This is a genomic window from Verrucomicrobiota bacterium, from assembly GCA_016871535.1.
In the GTDB taxonomy this organism is placed as follows: Bacteria; Verrucomicrobiota; Verrucomicrobiia; order Limisphaerales; family SIBE01; genus VHCZ01.
On the sequence record VHCZ01000387.1, the window covers coordinates 1 to 3,975 of the forward strand.

General features: G+C 58.8%; 4 protein-coding genes. All 4 read right to left on the reverse strand.

Annotated elements, in window-relative coordinates; all coding sequences use genetic code 11:
• Positions 1-28: 28 nt before the first annotated feature.
• Positions 29-1,111: a hypothetical protein gene (locus FJ398_26500; GenBank protein MBM3841436.1), complete on the reverse strand. Its 1,083-nt coding sequence runs from the start codon at positions 1,109-1,111 to the stop codon at positions 29-31.
• A gap of 82 nt (positions 1,112-1,193) precedes the next feature.
• On the reverse strand, positions 1,194-2,690 hold the full coding sequence (locus FJ398_26505; GenBank protein ID MBM3841437.1) for an SAM-dependent DNA methyltransferase: 1,497 nt from the start codon (positions 2,688-2,690) through the stop codon (positions 1,194-1,196).
• On the reverse strand, positions 2,687-3,178 hold the full coding sequence (locus FJ398_26510; protein MBM3841438.1) for a DUF1817 domain-containing protein: 492 nt from the start codon (positions 3,176-3,178) through the stop codon (positions 2,687-2,689). The genes FJ398_26505 and FJ398_26510 overlap by 4 nt, the downstream gene beginning before the upstream one ends.
• Positions 3,175-3,975, reverse strand: an 801-nt coding sequence (locus FJ398_26515) for a DNA methylase (protein MBM3841439.1), incomplete at its 5' end; no start/stop codon positions are given. The genes FJ398_26515 and FJ398_26510, both read right to left, overlap by 4 nt.

The window sequence follows — 3,975 nt, forward strand, 5'->3', positions numbered from 1 at the left end:
GGATTGTATTCGCTGTAGGTTTCGTATTTCACGGCCGGCAGAATCCTTCCCAGTGACGCAAAGCGTTGGCTTGGTCCGGTCCGCGCAGCCCGGTCTTTTGCAGGTCGAGAAAGATCTGCGCGTCGCTGGCGAGCGGCAGGTTTTGAATGGCCTGTGTTTCGAGGAACACGCCTTCGTCATCCGGGACGAGGAGAGTCACCTTGCCGGCATCGGTGACGGGTCGCAGGCCAAGCCGTTCCAAGGTGGCGGCTTCGGGCAGGCGCGCAACGTAGGCGCTGGTGACGGTTGGTTCGGTGTAGGGATGGCGCAACCAGCCCGCGATCCATTGGGTGAACGCGAGGGGCACGGATTGTTCTTTGGACCAAGTGGCGAGTTGATGAGCGATTTCGGTGGGGCTGCCACCGAAGGCGGTATAACGGGCAGCGGTGGTGCGGCGGTTGAAATCATCGGCTTTCACCCAGGAGTCAATAAGGCCGAGCGGGTCACGGAGACGGAACTCACGCGGGCTTTGCTTTTCGATGAAGTTCTGACTGACGAGGTGTTGAACGATGCGCGACACGAGACCCGAGCTGGCTTTGGTGCGCTCGACGAGTTCGCTCTGCGCCCAAACACGGTCGCGGTCAGTCAGCAAACTGCGGATGATGCGAGCGCTCTTTCCGACGAAGACGTTGCGAGGCTCAAGCTCGAAGCGGAAATCGCGCCCGGGCAGACTTCGGCGATCCACAAGTAATCCCTCGGCGCGAAGATACACGCGGCCATTCAAATCAACCGCGGCCAGACGCTTTTGGCGGCAAAATTCCAGAATGCGAGTGATCAGTTCGGGGGCAACCAGTATCGGCGGGAGCGGATCATTCCAAGCCGCGAGGATGGATTCCAACTCCGGGATGCTCGGTTTCAGGGAATACACCGGCTTGAATCGGTGGGTTTGGGCATCCAGTTGCAACCCAACCCACGGAAGTCGGCCGTGGGCCGAGTCTCCAGGCGGCGATTGCCACGCGAGTTCGGCATCATCATCAAGCAACTGCCTGAATTGATGAACCAGCTCACTCTCGTAGCGAATACTCGCTCTTTTACTGAAATCTGATGTTTTCACTTTCCAGTAAGAATCCAATAATTCAGTAAGAAATCAATTATTTCTTACTGAAACCACATGTTTTCACTGATTAGTAAGAAGTGCCATTATCGGTGAATAATCACGATTTCATGCTGGTTCCGAGCGATTCCAGCGACTGACGCACCGCTTTGGAACTTTCCAGCCAAGTGCCCAGTGCCGACGAGAGTGAGGCGGTGTCCGCCACCGGGTTGGTATCCAATGCACCATTTGCAGCCGGCGCGACGTAGAGAGGGATGCTCAAGTTGCCTTCTTTGGCGCGAGTTTCCTTCAGCGACACGACGCGGGCGAAACCGGGATCGTCAGCGAATTTCTCGTAGGCGCTGACGATGTGCTCGATGTGGTCGTCGGTGAGAAAACTCTGGGCGCGCTCGCGGGTGACTTCGTTTACGGCGTTGATGAGCAGGATTTTGCCCTTTCGCGCCTTGGGCTTGGCGGTGCGGCAGATGACGACGCACGCCTCCATCGGGGAGTTGTAAAACAGGTTCGGCCCAAGGCCGAGGACACATTCGATGAGGTCAGCCTCGATGAGCTTGCGCCGCATCTCGGCTTCCTCCTGCCGGAACAGAACGCCGTGTGGCCAAAGAACCGCGCAACGGCCGGTCTTGGGATTCAGGCTTTGGAGGATGTGCTGCTGGAAAGCGTAGTCGGCGCGGCCCTGCGGCGGTGTGCCGTAGAGATTGCGCCCCCACGGGTCGGAGGCAAAGGCGTCGCGATCCCATTGCTTGATGGAATACGGCGGATTGGCCAGCACCACGTCGAAACGCTGGAGGCGGTCGCCCTGAACAAACTTCGGCTCGGACAGGGTGTCGCCACGTTCAATCTGGAAATCCTCGATGCCATGCAGGAAGCAGTTCATCCGGGCAATGGACGAGGTCATCAGGTTGCGCTCCTGGCCGTAGAGCCGGACATTGCGCCATTCTTTTTTCAGCCGGCGCAAGTGCGCGATGCACGAGAGCAACATGCCGCCTGAACCGCACGTGGGATCGTAAACCGATTCGCCGGGCTGCACGTCGAGCATCTCGGTCATCAGATGGACGACGGTGCGGTTGGTGTAAAACTCGGCGGCGGTGTGGCCGGCATCGTCGGCGAATTTCTTGATGAGGTATTCGTAGCCCTGGCCGAGTTCGTCCTCGGGCAGATTGGCGACGGTCAATTCCAGCATGCTGAAATGTTCGACCAGGTCGCGCAACATGGCATCGGAGAGCCGGTCTTTATTGGTCCACTGCGCGTCGCCGAAGATGCCGTAGAGCTTGTCCGGGTTGGCCGTCTCAATGGCGCGCATGGCGGATTGTAACGCCGCGCCGACATTCTTGGCCGCCTGCCGCACCTCGCGCCAGTGGGCTTCCGGCGGAATCTGAAACCGGTGCTGCTCGCGCCCGGCGGCGTAGCGTTTATCGCCGCCGGATTCCGCCAGCGCGGCCTGCGTCTCTTCATCGAACACGTCGCACACGCGTTTGTAGAACAGGAGTGGAAAGATGAACTGCTTGTAATCGCCGGCATCAATCGTCCCACGCAGGAGCACGGCCGCGCCCCAGAGATAGGATTCGAGCTGTTGTTGGGAGATGCGCGGGGTCATGAGGTTAATTTGGTGGGGCCAGATTGAAAATAAGTCATGGCAGACGCAAGCAGGGCATCGGCCTCTGCTTCGGTGTGCCCGACCGCGGAACAGAGTTGGAACAATGCGGGTCCCCAACGACGCTCAATCAGTTCAGCCAGTTTTTGGGGGTGGTGTTTGGCCCGGGCTTCCGGGGTCAAAAAAGGCAGAAGGTGGCAATAAGTTATGCACTGAAGTCCTGTGAAATAGCGGGACAGGAAGTAAAGCCAGAAAGGAAACTTCGCGTCGAGCGCATAGACGTAATTGCGGACCTCGGGAATCTCGAACAACTCATCGCGGGTGTCTTCATAGCCACTAAAAGAGACATCTACATTCGTTTGATTGGCACGAATCGTCTCGCGACTTACCAATAAGGCTTTCAGGCACTGAAGGGGACCTGTCATGTCACCCCGCTCCACTTCGTCACGGCTGATAACAATCATGATCGGGCCGAAGTCCCCAAGATTCATACCAGCAAGCCCTCCTTTTTGAGAATTTTCGTAAGGCGCTCCTCCGCCGCAAAGGCCGCTACTGAGCTCGTGCGCAACTGCTGCATCGCTGCGTCCACGGTGAGCACGACCTGATCGTTCTTCGGCTCGACGTAGCGCGGGATGTTGAGATTGAAGTCGTTGGCAGCGAGGTCCTCCAGCGTGACGACGCGGGCGATGCCGGGCACATCCTGGTATTTCCGATACCACTGGTAGATGTGCTCGACGTGCTCGGACAGAAGTTCGTTTTGCGCCCGGCCGGTCTTGAACTCTTTCGAGGCGTCCACGATGAGCACCTTGCGGCGGCGATCCGGCTTCTTGCGTTGGCGGAAGATGAGGATGCAAGCGGCGAGGCCCGCGCCGTAAAACAGGTTCGGCCCAAGGCCGATGACAGCCTCAAGCAGGTCCATGCCGAGAATCTTTTCGCGAATTTCGCCCTCCTTGCCCATGCGGAATAATGCGCCGTGCGGCAACACCACCGCCATGCGGCCCGACTTCGCCGCCATGCTTTTGATCATGTGCTGCACCCAGGCGTAATCGCCGCTCTTGGCGGGCGGCATCCCGGCGAAGTTGCGGCCAAACGGATCGCTGGTCCAAACTTCGTCGCCCCACTTTTCTAGCGAGAAGGGCGGATTGGCGATGACGCAGTCGAACGTGGCGAGGCTGTCCCCGGTGAAGAACGCCGGGTTGCGCAGGGTGTCGCCGCGCACGACCTGGAAATCGGATGCGCCATGCAGGAACAGATTCATGCGGGCAATGGCGGAGGTGGTGAGGTTCTT